Origin of the sequence: Leifsonia sp. Root1293 (assembly GCF_001425325.1) — a bacterium.
Lineage (GTDB): Bacteria > Actinomycetota > Actinomycetes > Actinomycetales > Microbacteriaceae > Orlajensenia.
The window spans coordinates 425302-441878 of the sequence record NZ_LMEH01000002.1 but is presented as its reverse complement, the minus strand read 5'-3'; the positions used below and the strand labels follow the sequence as shown (position 1 = coordinate 441878).

At 68.5% G+C, this 16577-nt stretch carries 15 protein-coding genes; 13 read left to right on the top strand and 2 right to left on the bottom strand.

Annotated elements, in window-relative coordinates; translation table 11 throughout:
- Positions 1-8: 8 nt before the first annotated feature.
- Positions 9-788, bottom strand: coding sequence for an SDR family oxidoreductase (locus tag ASC59_RS13915; RefSeq protein WP_055824268.1), 780 nt, complete (start codon positions 786-788; stop codon positions 9-11).
- Positions 789-843: 55 nt separating this feature from the next.
- On the opposite strand from ASC59_RS13915, the gene ASC59_RS13910 reads away from it, so the two are divergent.
- The 3 genes from ASC59_RS13910 to ASC59_RS13900 all read left to right on the top strand — a co-directional run bounded on the left by ASC59_RS13910 (position 844) and on the right by ASC59_RS13900 (position 3332).
- Positions 844-1305 (top strand): DoxX family protein, encoded by a 462-nt coding sequence (locus ASC59_RS13910; RefSeq protein WP_055824265.1) that lies wholly within the window; start codon positions 844-846, stop codon positions 1303-1305.
- A 153-nt stretch (positions 1306-1458) separates the two neighbouring features.
- Positions 1459-1878 (top strand): MarR family winged helix-turn-helix transcriptional regulator, encoded by a 420-nt coding sequence (locus tag ASC59_RS13905; RefSeq protein ID WP_055824262.1) that lies wholly within the window; start codon positions 1459-1461, stop codon positions 1876-1878.
- Between the two features lie 5 nt (positions 1879-1883).
- Positions 1884-3332 carry an MFS transporter gene (locus ASC59_RS13900; protein WP_055824260.1) on the top strand — a complete coding sequence of 483 codons (1449 nt, stop codon included), beginning with the start codon at positions 1884-1886 and terminating at the stop codon, positions 3330-3332.
- 202 nt (positions 3333-3534) lie between these two features.
- On the opposite strand, the gene ASC59_RS13895 is transcribed toward ASC59_RS13900, so the two are convergent.
- Positions 3535-4545, bottom strand: a complete 1011-nt coding sequence (locus ASC59_RS13895; RefSeq protein ID WP_055824256.1) for a LacI family DNA-binding transcriptional regulator — start codon at positions 4543-4545, stop codon at positions 3535-3537.
- 191 nt (positions 4546-4736) lie between these two features.
- On the opposite strand from ASC59_RS13895, the gene ASC59_RS13890 reads away from it, so the two are divergent.
- The 10 genes from ASC59_RS13890 (at position 4737) to ASC59_RS13845 (ending at position 16568) form a co-directional block, all read left to right on the top strand.
- Positions 4737-6257, top strand: a complete 1521-nt coding sequence (locus tag ASC59_RS13890; protein ID WP_157488150.1) for a sugar ABC transporter ATP-binding protein — start codon at positions 4737-4739, stop codon at positions 6255-6257.
- Entirely contained in the window at positions 6254-7288 is a 1035-nt protein-coding gene (locus tag ASC59_RS13885; protein ID WP_055824253.1) for an ABC transporter permease, read from the top strand. The genes ASC59_RS13890 and ASC59_RS13885 overlap by 4 nt, the downstream gene beginning before the upstream one ends.
- Positions 7285-8361, top strand: coding sequence for an ABC transporter permease (locus ASC59_RS13880; RefSeq protein ID WP_055824250.1), 1077 nt, complete (start codon positions 7285-7287; stop codon positions 8359-8361). The genes ASC59_RS13885 and ASC59_RS13880 overlap by 4 nt, the downstream gene beginning before the upstream one ends.
- 64 nt (positions 8362-8425) lie before the next feature.
- The gene (rhaS, locus tag ASC59_RS13875) at positions 8426-9472 is read left to right on the top strand and encodes a rhamnose ABC transporter substrate-binding protein (RefSeq protein ID WP_055824247.1); all 1047 of its coding nucleotides are present in this window, start codon (positions 8426-8428) and stop codon (positions 9470-9472) included.
- Between the two features lie 142 nt (positions 9473-9614).
- Positions 9615-10010, top strand: coding sequence for an L-rhamnose mutarotase (locus tag ASC59_RS13870; protein WP_055824244.1), 396 nt, complete (start codon positions 9615-9617; stop codon positions 10008-10010).
- Positions 10007-11173, top strand: coding sequence for an L-rhamnose isomerase (rhaI, locus tag ASC59_RS13865; RefSeq protein WP_200942408.1), 1167 nt, complete (start codon positions 10007-10009; stop codon positions 11171-11173). Before ASC59_RS13870 ends, rhaI begins: the two co-directional genes overlap by 4 nt.
- A gap of 115 nt (positions 11174-11288) precedes the next feature.
- On the top strand, positions 11289-13325 hold the full coding sequence (locus tag ASC59_RS13860) for a bifunctional rhamnulose-1-phosphate aldolase/short-chain dehydrogenase (RefSeq protein WP_055824241.1): 2037 nt from the start codon (positions 11289-11291) through the stop codon (positions 13323-13325).
- A gap of 5 nt (positions 13326-13330) precedes the next feature.
- A complete protein-coding gene (locus ASC59_RS13855; protein ID WP_082513693.1) occupies positions 13331-14758 on the top strand; it encodes a rhamnulokinase in 1428 nt (475 codons plus the stop codon).
- A gap of 112 nt (positions 14759-14870) precedes the next feature.
- Complete coding sequence (locus ASC59_RS13850; protein WP_055824235.1) at positions 14871-15254, top strand: hypothetical protein; 384 nt, start codon at positions 14871-14873, stop codon at positions 15252-15254.
- 183 nt (positions 15255-15437) lie between these two features.
- Positions 15438-16568, top strand: coding sequence for an ABC transporter substrate-binding protein (locus tag ASC59_RS13845; RefSeq protein WP_055824232.1), 1131 nt, complete (start codon positions 15438-15440; stop codon positions 16566-16568).
- The last annotated feature ends 9 nt before the right edge of the window (positions 16569-16577 follow it).

The window sequence follows — 16577 nt, the reverse complement described above, 5'->3', positions numbered from 1 at the left end:
CAGCCGAGTCAGCCGACTGCGAACCCGCCGTTGCTGAACAGGATCTGTCCGTTCATCCACGAGCCGGCATCCGAGAACAGGAAGCGCACCAGATCGGCCGTGTCCTTCGGCGTGCCGAGACGCCCGGCCGGCGTCGCCTCGACGCCCCACGCCCGCACCTCGTCCGTCATCCAGCCGGTGTCGATCGGTCCCGGGTTGATGACGTTCGCACGCACTCCCCGGTCGGCGAGTTCGACGGCTGCAGCTGTGACGATGCGGTCGAGCGCGCCCTTGCTGGCGCCGTAGGGCAGGTTGTTCACGGTGTGATCGCTGGTGAGGGCGACGACCCGTCCCCCGACCTTCCCCGGCGCGACCGAAGCCGGAAGCTCCTCGGCGAACGCCTTGATCAGAAGCCACGTCGCTCTGGCGTTGACGGCGAAGTGGCGATCCCAGCTCTCCAGGTCCGTCGTCAGGATGGAGCTGTCGACGGATTCGCAGTGCGACATGACGAGTCCGGTGACCGGCCCCATCCTCCGGGCAGCAGCGAGCAGCTCGCCGGGGGTGGCCGGGTCGCTCAGGTCTCCGGGGAGGAGCTCGACGGCGGCGCCGAGCGAGCGGCACTCCTCGGCGATCACCTCGGGGTCGTCGGGAAGCCGCTCCAACCCGACACGGTCGTCGTAGGGACGCCAGTGACTGAGCGCGAGGTCCCAGCCGTCCTCGGCCAGCGCGAGCGCCAGGCCGGCTCCGATCGACCGCCGCCGTCCGACTCCGGTGATGACGGCGACGCCCCGTCTGTTCGGTGTGCTCATGACCAGAACGGTACAAGACCGCCATCCCCCGGTCCGGCGGTGTGAGGATGGGGAGATGGCACCCACGCTCGCGTCTCGCTTCGTCACGTCACTCACCACGACCCCGCGTGCGTCGACCACGCCGCAGCTTTTCGGGCGCATCGCGCTCGGCGCCGCGCTGCTGTTCGCCGGAATCAGCCACCTCACCTTCGCGCGCGACGACTTCCAGGCGCAGGTGCCCGACTGGGTTCCCGCAGACAAGGACTTCGTGGTGCTGGCCTCCGGCGTCGTCGAGATCACGCTCGGCGGCGCCCTCCTCGTGCTGGGCCGCAGACGCGTCGCCGTCGGCTGGATCGTCGCCGCCTTCTTCGTCGCCGTCTTTCCGGGCAACATCTCGCAGTACGTCACCAGAACGGATGCCTTCGGCCTGGACACCGACACGGCTCGCGGCATCCGCCTCGTCTTCCAGCCTCTCCTGGTGCTGTGGGCGCTGTGGTCGACGGGCGCGCTGCGCGCTCTGCGCAAGCGCGGTCGCTGACGCCCGTACCCGTTCGCTCAGCCCGTACCCGCTCGCTGAGCCCCGCACGGACCCGCTCCCTGACGCCCGGACGCAGTCCGCGGTCGAAGCGCACTCGGCCCTCAGCGAACGACGATTACTTAGCAACACTAATGAGCTAAGCTAAGTAATACCATGACCATTCCCCAGCAGAGCTCCCTCCTGCGGATGTCGACGTTCCGGCTGGCCAGGCGCCTGCGCGCCCAGAAGAGCGACGACTCCGTGTCCGATGCGCAGTTCGCCGTGCTCGCGACGCTCTCGATCCACGGTGCGCACACGTTGTCTGCCCTGGCCGAGCGCGAGCGCGTGTCGGCGCCGTCGATGAACCGCACGGTCAACTGCCTCGAGGAGGCCGGCTACCTCGCCCGCGCCGAGGACTCAGTCGATCGGCGCAAGACGAACATCAGTCTCACGGCATCCGGAAGCGACCTCGTCACGGCGACCGTGTCCAAGCGCGACGCCTGGCTCACGGAGCGCATGCGTGCGCTCACTGCCGACGAACGCGACCTGCTCGCGCGTGCCGCCGACCTAATGGGGAGGCTCGCCACCCAGTGAGAGCGATGTTCCGTTCCCTCTCGACCTACAACTACAGAATCTGGTTCGTCGGCGCCCTCGTCTCCAACATCGGCGGATGGATGCAGTCGATGACGCAGGACTGGGTCGTGCTCACCCAGCTCACCCAGAACAGCGCCGTCGCCGTCGGCTTCACGATGGCACTCCAGTTCGGGCCGCAGCTCGTGCTGGTGCCGTTCACCGGCCTCGTTGCCGACCGTTTCGACCGCCGCCGCATCCTCTTCGTCACGCAGACCGTGCTCATGCTACTGGCCGTCGGCCTCGGTGTGCTCCTGCTCGGCGGTCACGCCGAGCTGTGGCACCTCTACGCCTTCGCACTGGCGCTCGGCATCACCAACGCCTTCGATGCACCGGCTCGCCAGAGCTTCGTGAGCGACCTGGTCTCCGGCCAGAACACGTCCAACGCCGTCGCACTGAACGCCGCATCCTTCAACACGGCCCGCCTCATCGGCCCGGCCGTCGCCGGCCTGCTCATCGTCGTGATCGGTTCCGGCTGGGTGTTCATCGTGAACGCGTTCACCTTCATCGCCATGCTCGCCGCCCTCGCCATGCTGCGACGCGACGAGTTGAGGCTGCATCCGAAGATCAAGCGCGCCCGCGGCCAGTTCGTGCAGGGCTTCAGGTACGTGGCGACGCGCCCCGATCTGAAGGTCGTGTTCGTGATCGTCTTCCTGGTGAGCGCGTTCGGCATGAACTTCCCGATCTTCGCCTCGACCATGGCCGTGGAGTTCGGTGAGGGCGCCGGCGAGTACGGCCTGCTCTCGTCGATCCTCGCGATCGGATCCCTGACGGCGGCGCTGCTCTCGGCGCGCCGGTCGCGGGCGCGCCTGCGGGTGGTGATCGCGGCCACCGGCTTCTTCGGCCTCGCGGCCCTGACCGCAGCGCTCATGCCCAGCTACGCGACCTTCGCCGTGTCGCTCATCTTCATCGGCTTCGGCACCGTCACGCTGCTCACCACGGCCAACGGCTATGTGCAGACGACGGTGCCGGGTGAACTGCGCGGCCGTGTGCTCGCGCTCTACATGGCACTGCTCATGGGCGGCACGCTCATCGGCGCACCCGTCATCGGCTGGGTGGCCGACGCCTTCGGGCCGCGCTGGGGTCTCGGAGTCGCCGCCATCGCCGCCACCACCGGATTCGTCATCGGCGCGTGCTGGATGTTCTTCGCTCGCGGCGTGCGGCTCGTGCGTGTTCCGCAGACGCGCTGGCGCTTCTCCGTGGCCTCGGCGGAATCGGCCGACGCCATCGCCGTCGGGGATCGCGTGACACTGCCCGGTGCGGCGGATGCCGACCAGGCGACCTCGCGGCATCCGCTGCCCGAGGACTTCTCCGACGAACTGGCACTCACCTCGCCCATCCCGCTGCCGAAGCTGCCGCCACGCGACGCGCAGGCGCACGGGCACACCCGCACGGGACCGCTGCCGCGCACGAACTGAGTCGCGCGCCCGTCGTCGCACCCGCATCCCGGACCCTGGGCCGCGACTCCAGCGCGTACGAGTCAGCGGAGTTCGTCAGCCTCCGCCGGCTGCAGGCGCCGGACTGGGCGGGCTCTGCTGCGCGCCGAGCGGCCGAATCCGCTGACTCGTACACGACGGAGGTGAGTCCGCGGGCGGCGAGCGGGCGGCCGGTGAACTCGGCTCAGACGCCGCTCGTCGACTGACGCACCACGAGCTCGGGCTGGAACACCACATGTTCGCGCTCGAAGCCGGCGGCGCCGGCGGCCTCGCGCAGCATGAGGTCGACGGCCGTGTACCCGATGAGGGCGGCCGGCTGGCGGATCGACGACAGCGGCACCACGGCGGCCGCCGCGAAGCCGATGTCGTCGTAGCCGATCAGGGCGATGTCATCGGGGATGCGGATGTCGCCCAGCATGTGCAGCGCCTGCAGCACGCCCATCGCGAGCAGGTCGTTGGCGGCGAAGACGCCGTCCGGCCGGTGCACGGCCTCACGGGAACGCAGCGCCTCGCCTGCTGCTCTGCCCTGGAGCACGGAGAGCGAGTCGGTGTCGATGAGCTCGAGCTGAACGCCTGGGGTCTCCGTCACGGCCTTGCGCGCACCCGCGAGGCGATCGCGCACCTGCCGCAGGCCGTGCGGGCCTCCCACGAACGCGATGCGCCGCTTGCCCTGCTCGATGAGGTGCCGCACCGCGAGGTAGCCCCCGGCCACGTCGTCGACGGACACGGACGAGAACTCGGCCCGATCGGCCTCTCGGTCGACGAGCACCGCCGGCGTTCCATTCGCCTGCACTCGTCCCAGCCGAGCAAGGTCCTCTCCGACGGGGGTGATCAGGATGCCGTGCACCCGCTGCTCCTCGAACAGGTCGAGGTAGGACCCTTCGCGGGCCAGCTTCTCGTCGCTGTTGCCGAGCAGGAGGGTGAAGCCGTCTTCTGCGGCGCGGTCCTCTGCTCCCCGAGCGACGTCGGTGAAGAACGGGTTGCCCACATCGAGCACGACCATGCCGATGCTGCGGCTCTTGCCGGCCCGCAACTGCCGGGCGGCGTCGTTGCGCACGAAGCCGAGCTTCTCGATGGCGGCCTGCACCCTCGCCACGGTCTCGGCAGCGACCTTGTCGGGATGATTGAGCACGTTCGACACTGTGCCGACCGAGACGGATGCCGCCGCCGCGACGTCGCGGACACTCGCTGACATGGATCCCCCTGACGACACTGACGATGCGGGCGCGTACCTGTCGCCGACGCTCCACGGCGAGGCGACCCGTACACGCCACTGTAACGATTCATCGGCGCGCAGGGGTCACGACTTGACCACGACACCGGGATCGTCCTATTGTTCCCTTGTGCCGTATTGAAACGGTTCAACTCAATGAGGAGATGATGCCGATGGTGTCGCGAGATCAGACGCCCACCGATGCCCTCGTGCTCCGCGACGTCGGAAAGGCGTTCGGCGCCGTCGTCGCACTCCGATCGGCCTCCCTCACGCTGCAGCGCAATTCCATCCACGCGCTCGTCGGCGAGAACGGCGCAGGCAAGTCGACGCTCGTGAAGATCATCGCCGGGCTGTATCAGCGCGACACCGGCGATTTCGAGCTCGACGGCCAGTCCGTCGACTTCACATCGACGGCTCAGTCGAAGGCATCCGGGATCGCCGTGATCTACCAGGAGCCCACCCTCTTCCCCGACCTGTCGGTCACCGAGAACGTGTTCATGGGGCGACAGCCGACAGGACGCTTCGGCCGCATCGACCGGAAGGCGATGCGCACCGAGGTCGTCGCGCTGTTCAAGCGTCTGGGCGTGCGCATCGACCCCGACCGCCCGGCCGAGGGGCTCTCCATCGCCGACCAGCAGATCATCGAGATCGCCAAGGCCATCTCACTCGACGCCAGCGTGCTCGTCATGGACGAGCCGACCGCCGCACTGTCGGGTGTCGAGGTCGACCGCCTGTTCGCGGTCGCCAGAAGCCTCCGCGACGAGGGTCGCGCCCTGTTGTTCATCTCGCACCGCTTCGACGAGGTCTTCGCGCTCTGCGACACCGTCACCGTCATGCGCGACGGCGAGTACATCTCCACGGACGCCATCGTCGACACCAGCGTCGAGGAGATCGTGCGGCGCATGGTCGGCCGCGACGTCGGCGACCTGTTCCCCAAGGAGGTCGCCGAGATCGGCGACCCCGTGCTCGTGGTCGACGGACTCCACTCGGCGGGAGTCTTCAGCGACATCAGCTTCACCGTGCGCTCGGGCGAGATCGTCGGGCTCGCCGGTCTGGTGGGTGCCGGCCGCAGCGAGGTGGCCCGTGCCATCTTCGGCGTCGACTCCTACGACAGCGGCAGCACCAGCATCGGCGGCGTCCCGGTTCCCAAGCGCAATCCGACGGCAGCCATGCGCCTGGGCCTCGCCCTGGTGCCCGAGGATCGCCGCAAGCAGGGACTCTTCCTCGACGCGTCGGTCTCCGGCAACATCACCATGGCCATCCGCCGCCAGCTTGTCAAGGCCGGCATCCTCACCGCGGGAATGGAGAATGCCGCTGCGCAGATCTGGGCGAGCCGGCTCGAGGTCAAGACCAGTGCGCTCGACACCCTCGCCGGAACACTGAGCGGTGGAAACCAGCAGAAGGTCGTGCTCGGCAAGTGGCTCGCCACGGATCCTCGGGTCCTCATCATCGACGAGCCCACCCGTGGCATCGATGTCGGCACCAAGGCCGAGGTTCACCGGCTCCTGTCGGAGCTCGCCGGCCGCGGCCTCGCCATCCTGATGATCTCGTCGGAGCTGCCGGAGGTGCTCGGCATGGCCGACCGCGTCCTCGTCATGCGAGAGGGCCGCATCACCGCAGAGATCGACCGGGCCGACGCCACCAGCGAGTCGGTCATGTTCGCAGCCACCCACGCATCGGAGCAGCACTCGTGACCACCGTCGCCCCCACCGCGAAGAAGCCCAACCGCGTCGTGAGCAGCGCCGGCAGCCTGCTCAAGGCCCGCGAATTCGGCATCTTCCTCGCCCTCGCGCTCGTCGTCATCGTGACGACGGCCAAGAACCCCAACTTCCTCTTCAGCCCGGACGGCTGGCGCGACCTGCTGCTCACGCCGTCGATCCTCGTGCTCGTCGCCGTCGGCCAGGCCATCGTGATCATCACGCGCAGCGTCGACCTGTCGGTCGGCTCGGTGCTCGGGCTCTCCGCATACCTCAGCGGCCGTCTCTTCATCGACCTGCCGGGCATTCCGATCCCGGTGGTGTTCCTGCTCTGCATCATCTTCGGCGGGCTGCTCGGCCTCATCAACGGCGCCCTGGTCGCCTTCGCGCGAGTGCCGGCTCTGGTGATCACGCTCGGAACGCTCTACGCCTATCGCGGCATCAACGTGCTCTGGACCGGCAGCGATCGCATCAACGCCTCCGACTTCCCCAAGGCGTTCCTCGCGCTCGGGACCAACTCCATCCTCACCATCCCGATCCTCACGATCATCGCCCTTGTGGTGCTCATCGTGGCGGCCTGGTACATGAAGAACATCCGCGGAGGCCGCGAGTTCTACGCCATCGGATCGGACCCGGATGCCGCCGAGCTCTACGGACTGCGCGTGACCCGCCGCATCCTCACCGCCTTCATCACCTCGGGCGCCCTCGCCGGACTCGCCGGCGTGCTCTACGCCGCGCGGTACGGAACGGTCAACTCCCAGGCCGGCGTGGGCTTCGAGCTCGACGCCGTGGGAGCGGCCGTCATCGGCGGCGTCGCCATCTTCGGCGGATCCGGCACGGTGTGGGGCGCTGCCATCGGCGCCGTCCTGCTGCTCACCATCAACCGGGCGCTTCCGATCCTCGGGGTGCAGGACTTCTGGCAGCGTGCCGTCGTCGGTGCCCTCATCATCGGCGCCATCGTTCTGGACCGCCTGCTCTCCCTCCGACAATCACGCAAGCTCCTGGAAGCGAGGGAGGAATCCGAATGACCAGCCTCGACACAGCGCCGGCCACTCCGGCCGCCGCCTCGGCACCCCGCAGCTATCGCAACTACGGGCATCCGCTCTGGCGACGCATCCTCGTGAGTCGCGAAGCCGCCGTCATCGGCGCGCTCATCATCGTGATCCTCGTCGCCTCCGGGATGGTGCGCAACTTCGGCAGCCCCATCACGATGACCTATCTGCTGCTCGACGTGGCGCCGATCCTGCTCATCGCCCTGCCGATGACGCTGATCATCATCACCGGCGAGATCGACCTCTCCGTCGCCAGCATCGTGGGCCTCGCCAGCGTGCTGCTCGGCACCCTGACCCAGGGCGGGATGCCGATCGAGCTCGCGGCGCTCGTGGCCATCGTGGTCGGCGCCCTCGGCGGCGCCCTCAACGGATTCCTCGTCACCGTCGTCGGGCTGCCGTCGCTCGCGGTGACGATCGGAACGCTGGCGCTCTACCGTGGTCTCGCGGTCGGCCTGCTCGGCACCACGGCCGTCACCGACTTCCCCGAGTTCTGGACCGACCTCGCCAAGTCGAAGATCGCCGACACCGGTATCCCGGCCATCGTCATCCCCTTCATCATCCTGGCCGCCATCTTCGCCGTGCTGCTGCACTTCACGCCGTTCGGCCGTGGGGTCTTCGCCATCGGCCAGAGCTCGGAGGCGGCGACCTTCTCGGGCGTGCACGTGAACCGCACCAAGCTCATCCTGTTCGTGCTGTCCGGCGCGGTCTCGGCCTTCGCCGGGCTGTACTACACGCTGCGCTTCGGGAGTGCCCGCGGCGACAATGCGACAGGCCTCGAGCTCCAGGTCATCGCCGCGGTGCTGCTGGGTGGCGTGAGCATCTTCGGCGGACGCGGCGCCCTGCACGGCGTCATCGCCGGCGTTCTCCTCATCGGAGTGCTCGCGAGCGCCCTGCGCCTGGCCAACGTCACCTCCGACGTCATCAACATCATCACCGGAGTGCTTCTCGTGCTCTCGGTGGTGTCCACAAGCTTCCTGACCTGGCTGCAGAAGAGACGCCAGAAGCCAGGGGGGATCCGGAAGCCACCGCCGCGCACAGCCACCTCGTAGGCGCAGCACACTCTCTTCCGAATTCGCTTCACCGCACTGCCCACAACCGAAAGGAAGCACAAAGATGTCATTCCCCACCAAGCGCACCCGCCTCGGTGCGATCGCGGCCCTCGCCGTGACCGTGGCCCTCGTCGCGACAGGCTGCTCGAGCGGAGGCTCGGGCGGAGGCTCGACCGAGGGCAGCGGAGGCGGCGACGCCAACCTGGCCATCACGTTCCTGCCCAAGAACCTCGGAAACGCCTACTTCGACACCTCCGACAAGGGAGGCCAGAAGGCCATCGAGTCGTTCGGCGGCACCTACGCCGAAGTCGGCCCGGCCGAGGCGTCGCCCGACGCCCAGGTCAGCTACATCAACACCCTCACCCAGCAGGGCGTCGGCGGCATCGTCGTCTCGGCGAACGACCCCAAGGCCATCTGCGACGCCCTCAACGAGGCCCGCGACGCCGGCATCAAGGTCGTCACCTTCGACTCGGACACCAACCCCGAGTGCCGCGACATCTTCATCAACCAGGCCACGGCCGACGGCATCGCCAAGGTGCAGGTCGACATGATCGCCGACCAGATCGGCGACGCCGGCGAGGTCGCCATCCTGTCTGCGAGCGCCAACGCCACGAACCAGAACGCCTGGATCGAGACGATGAAGTCGCTGCTGGCCTCCGATCACCCCGACATCAAGCTCGTCGACACCGTCTACGGCGATGACGACGACCAGACGTCGTTCGACAAGACCGCAGCGCTTCTGCAGACCTACCCCGACCTCAAGGGCATCATCTCGCCCACGACCGTCGGCATCGCGGCTGCCGCGCGCTACCTCTCGACCTCGGACTTCAAGGGCAAGGTCGCACTCACCGGCCTCGGAACCCCGAACCAGATGCGGGACTTCGTCGAGGACGGCACCGTCACTGAGTTCGCGCTGTGGAACCCCGCCGACCTCGGCTACCTCGCCGCGTTCGCGACCAAGGCCCTCATCGAGGGTGACATCACCGGCAAGGAAGGCGACTCCTTCACGGCCGGCGACCTGGGCGACTTCGAGGTCGGCGCCGACGGCACCGTGCTCCTCGGAGAGCCCTACAAGTTCAACAAGGACAACATCGGCGACTTCGACTTCTAGTCGCCTCGGGGATGCCACGCTCCGTCGTGGCATCCCCACCTCCTCCTTCTCCCCGGGACCTTCGCCATCAGCGGCCTTGCCCGGAGGCAGCTTCACCAGTACTATTGAAACGATTCATTACCTTCACGATCGGATCTCGACGATGAGCCAGGACGACACGGCGACACCGACGCGCGTCTGCTTCCAGCTGCAGGTGCAGCCGGCGAAGCTCGACGAGTACCGCGAGCGTCATGCCCACGTCTGGCCCGAGATGCTGCAGGCCATCGCCGACGCCGGCCGCCGCAACTACTCGCTGTTCCTCCGCGACGACGGCCTCCTCATCGGCTACTACGAGACCGACGACGACGACGCGGCGCAGGCCGCCCTCGAGGCCGACCCGCGCACCGGCGCATGGGAGGCGGCGATGGCCGACTTCTTCGTGCAGCTCGACGGTCGCCCAGACCAGGCAGCACCCAGACTCCTCGAGATCTTCAACCTCGAGACCCAACTCTCAGCGGCATCCGATGCCGACAGCTCGTTCGAAAGGAACCACTCGTGAGCCTCTCCCCAGACACCCTCGCCCTGCTCGAGCAGCAGGCGATCGAACTGCCGTCGTGGGCGTTCGGCAACTCCGGCACCCGCTTCAAGGTGTTCACGACGCCGGGCACCCCGCGCACGCCCGAGGAGAAGATCGCCGACGCCGCGACGGTCAACAGGTACACGGCGCTCGCCCCGAAGGTGGCGCTGCACATCCCGTGGGACAAGGTCGACGACTACGCGGCCCTGCGCGCCTTCGCCGAGGACCAGGGCGTCGCGCTCGGCACGATCAACTCCAACACCTTCCAGGACAACGACTACAAGTTCGGCTCGCTCACCCACGTCGACCCCGCCATCCGCCAGAAGGCGATCGACCACCACTTCGACTGCATCGACATCATGCACGCGACGGGGTCGCAGGATCTGAAGATCTGGCTCGCCGACGGCACCAACTACCCGGGCCAGGGCGACCTCCGCGGCCGCCAGGACCGCCTCAACGACTCGCTCCACCAGATCTACGACCGCCTCGCCGACGAGCACCGCCTGGTGCTGGAGTACAAGTTCTTCGAGCCGGCTTTCTACCACACGGATGTTCCCGACTGGGGAACCAGCTACGCCCAGGTCGCCACCCTCGGCGACAAGGCGATGGTCTGCCTCGACACCGGGCACCACGCGCCGGGCACGAACATCGAGTTCATCGTGATGCAGCTGCTGCGCCTCGGCAAGCTCGGCTCCTTCGACTTCAACTCGCGCTTCTACGCCGACGACGACCTGATCGTGGGAGCGGCAGACCCGTTCCAGCTGTTCCGCATCATCTACGAGGTCGTGCGCGGCGGCGGGTACGGCGCCGACTCCCCCGTGGCGTTCATGCTCGACCAGTGCCACAACGTCGAGGACAAGATCCCCGGCCAGATCCGCTCGGTGCTGAACGTGCAGGAGATGACGGCGCGGGCCCTGCTCGTCGACAGCGCCGCGCTCACCGCAGCCCAGGAGGCGCACGACGTGCTCGGCGCCAACGGCATCCTCATGGACGCCTTCTACACGGATGTGCGCCCCGACCTCGCCGCCTGGCGTGAGAGCCGCGGGCTCGCCGGCGACCCGATGGCCGCCTATGCGGCATCCGGCTACCAGCAGAGGATCGCCGAGGACCGCGCCGGCGGCACCCAGCTGTCCTGGGGCGCCTGACCCACCCGACCACACCGCCACCGAGTCGCCCGTCTTCGTCGCCATTCCCGCCGTCCAGGCGGCCGGATGCGACCAGGATGGGCGACTCGCGGAAACTGAAAGAGAAGACCTCGCCATGACGAACGAGACAGCCGCCGCCCTGATCGCGCGCTCAAACCGCCTCGGGTCCGACCCGAAGAACACGAACTACGCCGGGGGCAACACCTCGGCCAAGGGAACGGATGTCGACCCCGTCACGGGCGAGCCCGTCGAGCTGCTCTGGGTGAAGGGTTCCGGCGGAGACCTCGGCACCCTCACCGAGTCCGGCCTGGCCGTGCTGCGGCTGGATCGCATGCGCGCCCTCGTCGACGTCTACCCCGGCGTCGACCGCGAGGACGAGATGGTGGCGGCGTTCGACTACGCCCTGCACGGCAAGGGCGGGGCCGCTCCCTCGATCGACACCGCCATGCACGGCCTCGTGGATGCCGCCCACGTCGACCACCTGCATCCGGACTCCGGCATCGCCATCGCGACGGCAGCCGACGGCGAGGAGCTCACCCGGAAGATCTTCGGCGAGACCGTGGTGTGGGTGCCGTGGCGCCGCCCGGGCTTCCAGCTCGGACTCGACATCGCCGCTCTCAAGGCCGCGAACCCGCAGGCCATCGGATGCATCCTCGGCGGGCACGGCATCACGGCGTGGGGCGACACCTCGGAAGAGTCCGAGGCGAACTCGCTGCACATGATCGCGACGGCCGAGGCCTACATCGCCGAGCACGGGCGCCCCGATCCGTTCGGAACCGTTTTGTCGGGTTACGAGGCGCTCGACGCCCCTGAACGCTCGGCGAAGGCGGCAGCACTGGCCGCGACCATCCGCGGGCTGGTCTCGACCGACCGCCCGCAGGTCGGCCACTTCTCCGACGCCCCCGAGGTGCTCGACTTCCTGGCGGCATCCGAGCACCCGCGTCTCGCGGCCCTCGGCACCAGCTGCCCCGACCACTTCCTGCGCACCAAGGTGAAGCCGCTGGTGCTCGACCTGCCGGCCGACGCCTCGATCGAGGACTCGATCGCCCGCCTGCACGAACTGCACGAGGCCTACCGCGCCGACTACGCGGCCTACTACGCCGCGTACGCCACGCCGGAGTCGCCGGCCATGCGCGGGGCCGACCCCGCCATCGTGCTCATCCCGGGCGTCGGCATGTTCAGCTACGGCGCCAACAAGCAGACCGCCCGCGTCGCCGGCGAGTTCTACCGCAACGCCATCAACGTCATGCGCGGCGCCGAGGCGCTCTCGACGTACTCGCCCATCTCCGACGAGGAGAAGTTCCGCATCGAGTACTGGGCCCTCGAGGAGGCCAAGCTGGCGCGGATGCCCAAGCCCAAGCCGCTCGCCACCCGCATCGCTCTCGTCACGGGGGCGGCATCCGGAATCGGCAAGGCCATCGCCACCCGCCTCGCCGCCGAGGGAGCGTGCGTCGTCATCGCCGACCTCGACCTTGAGAAGGCCCAGGCCGCAGCAGCCGAGATCGGGTCGACGGATGTCGCCGTCGGCGTGCAGGCCAACGTCGTCGACGAGGCCCAGGTGCAGGCGTCCATCGACGCGGCGCTGCTCGCGTTCGGCGGCCTCGACATCGTGGTGAACAACGCCGGCCTGTCGCTGTCGAAGTCGCTGCTCGAGACCACCGTCGCCGACTGGGACCTGCAGCACAACGTCATGGCCAAGGGCTCGTTCCTGGTCTCGCGTGCCGCCGCGAAGGCCCTCATCGAGCAGAAGCTCGGCGGAGACATCGTCTACATCTCGAGCAAGAACTCGGTGTTCGCCGGACCGAACAACATCGCCTACTCGGCGACCAAGGCCGACCAGGCCCACCAGGTGCGCCTGCTCGCGGCCGAGCTCGGCGAGCACGGCGTGAAGGTGAACGGCATCAACCCCGACGGCGTCGTGCGCGGTTCCGGCATCTTCGCCGGCGGCTGGGGTGCCAAGCGCGCCGCCGTCTACGGAGTGCCGGAGGAGGAGCTCGGCGCGTACTACGCCCAGCGCACCCTGCTCAAGCGCGAGGTGCTGCCCGAGAACGTCGCGAATGCCGTGTTCGTGCTCTGCTCGAGCGACCTCTCGCACACGACGGGCCTGCACATCCCGGTCGACGCCGGCGTCGCCGCCGCGTTCCTGCGCTGACGACCGTGGCAACCACCGGCAGCGTCGCGGCCATCGACCTCGGCGCCACGAGCGGGCGCGTCATCCTCGGCGACGTCGGACCGAATGAGCTGCGGATGCAGCAACTGGCCCGCTTCCCGAACGTGCCCGTCTCGACCCCGGGCGGCCTGCACTGGAACATCGGCGAGCTGTACCGCAACGCGCTCGTCGGCCTGACCGCCGGGTTCAGGCAGGAACCGAGACTGGCGAGCATCGGCGTCGATTCCTGGGCGGTCGACTACGCCCTGCTGCACGACGGCCGGATGCTCAGCGAGCCGTTCCACTATCGCGACACCCGCACGGCCGCTGGGGTGGAGAAGACTCACGCCATCGTGCCGTTCCGCGAACTGTACCGCCGCAACGGCCTGCAGTTCCTGCCGTTCAACACCGTGTACCAGCTCATGGCCGAGGTCGATTCCGATCGGGGCATCGGATGCCTCACCAGAGCCGACGGCATGCTGCTGATCCCCGACCTGCTCACCTTCTGGCTCACCGGCGAGCGCATCGCCGAGCGCACCAACGCATCGACGACGGGGCTGCTCGACGTCGTGACCGGCGAGTGGAATACCGCCCTGCTCGGGCAGCTCCACCTGCCGCCGGCACTGCTGCCGACCCTCGTCGACCCCGGTACCCGCGTCGGCCCCCTTCTGCCCGAGGTGGCGAAGCAGCTCGGCGGCACAGCCGACGTCGTGGCCGTCGGCAGCCACGACACCGCATCGGCCGTGGTCGCTGTTCCCATGGATGCTGCCACCAGTGCGTACATCTCCTGCGGCACCTGGGGGCTCGTGGGTGTCGAACTCGAGGAACCCGTGCTCACGGATGCGGCTCGCGAGGCGAACTTCACCAACGAAGGCGGCGTCGACGGCCGCATCCGTTTCCTGCACAACGTCATGGGGCTCTGGCTGCTGAGCGAGTCGGTGCGGAGCTGGGAGGCCGACGGTCATGCCACCGACCTCGCTGCGCTGCTTGCGGCCGCGGCATCCGTCACGGCTCCGGTCGCCGTGTTCGATGCAGACGACCCGCGATTCCTGACCCCGGGCGACATGCCGGCACGGATCGCGGAATACTGCCGGGAACACGATCTCGTCGTGCCTGGCTCGCCTGCCGAGTTCGTGCGGAGCATCATCGAGAGCCTCGCTGACGCCTTCGCCACCGCGGTGCGCACGGCTGCGGCACTCTCAGGGCGTTCTGTGGAGACGATCCACATCGTCGGCGGCGGTTCGCAGAACGAGCTGCTCTGCCAGCTCACCGCCGACCGTGCCGGGCTGCCCGTGCTCGCCGGCCCCGTGGAGGCGACGGCCATCGGCAACATCCTCGTCCAGGCGCGCCTGCAGGGCTTCGTGGACGGCTCGCTCGAGTCGTTGCGCTCGGTGGTCGCCGCCGCCTTCCCACCCAGGCGGTACACCCCCCGCTGACTCGTCCACGAAGAGACTCTGTCGCCGACGGATGCATGAGAGCAGACTGTTCGAGTCGATACCCGAGACGCACGTCCACCCAGCTGTGCGTCGCGACACTGAGGAGCCTGCCATGGCGCGCAGCACCGTCGAGATCCGCAACGAGACCTCCATCACGCTCGAGCTCGCCGACCAGAAGGGCGACTTCGTCGAGCCGCCGCCTCGAGCGATCCGTACCGGAAGCAGTGCGACGATCATTCTGGAGACCGGTCTGCTCGGCGGTTCCGGCCACGTCGCGTACTCGATCGGGTCGATGTCGGCCGCCCACCTCGACGTCACGTGGAAGTCGGGCTTCCTCGACCGTGACCGCAGCGACGACGTGACCGTCGACGCACCTCAGGGCTTCGACGTCTCGGTGGTGCGCAAGTACGAGCGCGCCGTCGTGCGAGTGATCGAGTCCGTGAGCCCGGCCGCACCCGGGGTGCATCCGTCATCGGAGACGCCGCCGCCTGTGTGATCCTCAGCCGGATGCACCCGGGAGGCTCTCCAGCAGGCGCGTCCATCAGCCAGCCACATGTCGTTCACGCCGGATCGTGCAGCGGTTCACCGCCGGCTCATAGCCTCCTCGTGATCCGGGAGCGTCCACAGTGCGCGCCGACTGGCGCTTTCCGCTCCCGGATGCATCGAGAGAGGAACCCCTGTGCTTTCCACCCCCCTGCGCCGCCGAGCGGTCGGAGCGATCGCCATCGCCGCCGGTGCCGCCATCGCGCTGAGCGCCTGCTCAGCCCCAGCCGCCGACGCCGACTCCTCGTCGGACGCCGCCACGGCCACCAGCCTCACCGACTTCGGCACACTCGCCGACCTCGAGACCGCGGCCGAGGCCGAGGGTGCACTCAACGTCATCGCCCTCCCGCGCGACTGGGCGAACTACGGCGAAGTGCTCGACGCCTTCACGAAGAAGTACCCGGACATCGCCATCACCGAGCAGTCGCCCGACGTCTCCAGCGCCGAGGAGATCGAGGCGGCCAAGACCAACGCCGGGCTCGACACCGCACCGGACGTGTTCGATCTCGGGCTCACCGTCGCCCTGGCCAACACCGACGTCTTCGCCCCGTACAAGGTCGCCACCTGGGACGACATCCCCGACGCGCTGAAGGAGTCGAACGGTCTCTTCGTCGGCGATTACGGCGGATACATGTCCATCGGCTACGACTCCTCGAAGTTCGCCGCCCCCGAGGCTCTCGACGACCTGCTCGGCGCAGACTACAAGGGCGCCGTCGCCATCAACGGCGACCCGACCCAGGCCGGAGCCGCCTTCGCCGCGGTCGGCCTGAGCACCGTGCAGAGCGACGGTACGCTCGACGACTTCCAGCCGGGCATCGACTTCTTCAGCAAGCTGCAGAAGGCCGGCAACATGTTGAAGGTCGACGTGACCACGGCCACGGTCGCGTCGGGCGAGACCCCTGTCGTCTTCGACTGGGACTACTTGAATGCAGCCCACACGGCGGACAACCCCGACTGGAAGGTCGTGATCCTTCCGGGCACGGGCTACGCCGGTTACTACAACCAGGCGATCAACAAGGAGGCACCGCACCCCGCCGCGGCGCGCCTGTGGCAGGAGTTCCTGTACAGCGACGAGGCACAGAACCTCTGGCTGAAGGGCGGAGCGCGCCCCGTGCGTGCCGAGGCCATGTCGGCTGCAGGCACCATCGACGAGAAGCTGTTCTCGGCGCTCCCCGCAGCACCCGAGGAGACCGTGGTCCCGACCGAGGAGCAGAGCACCGCAGCCGGTGAGCTCCTCGGCACGGAGTGGGCCGCCGCGGTCCAGTAGGCATCCGCC